Annotated in this window: 1 protein-coding gene; it reads left to right on the plus strand. The window is 75.4% G+C overall.

Annotated features, from left to right (window positions below; all coding sequences use genetic code 11):
* Nucleotides 1-565, plus strand: a 565-nt coding sequence (locus CCN35_RS26475) for a glycoside hydrolase family 3 N-terminal domain-containing protein (protein ID WP_281254827.1), incomplete at both ends; no start/stop codon positions are given.

A 565-nucleotide genomic window follows, 5' to 3' on the forward strand; every position in this document is an offset into this window, starting at 1 on the left:
CGCCTCCCCCGTCCCTCCAGACGCGCCGTCCTGACCGCCGGCGCCGGGCTCACCGCCGCCCTGACGGTCCAGGGCTCCAGTGCCGCCCGCACCGGCTCCCCCACCGACTCCCCCGGCGCCGCCTCCGCCGTCTCCCGGGCCTCCGCCCGCACCGTCGTCCCCGACGACAGGGAGCTGCGCGCCCTCATCTCCCGGATGACGCTCGAGGAGAAGGTCGGCCAGCTCTTCGTGATGCGGGTCTACGGCCACTCCGCCACCGCCCCCGACCAGGCCGACATCGACGCCAACCTCGAGGAGATCGGCGTCCGCACGGCCGCCGAGCTGATCGCCCGGTACCGGGTCGGCGGCATCATCTACTTCTCCTGGGCCCACAACATCCGCGACCCCCACCAGGTCGCCGATCTGTCCAACGGCCTGCAGAGGGCGTCCCTCGCGCAGCCGCGCGGCCTGCCCCTGCTCATCGCCACCGACCAGGAGCACGGCGCCGTCTGCCGCGTGGGCAGGCCCGCGACCCTCTTCCCCGGCGCCATGGCGATCGGCGCGGGAGAGCAGGGGCAGGCGGCGC

It is taken from the genome of Streptomyces thermovulgaris, assembly GCF_002155915.1.
Classification (GTDB): domain Bacteria; phylum Actinomycetota; class Actinomycetes; order Streptomycetales; family Streptomycetaceae; genus Streptomyces; species Streptomyces thermovulgaris.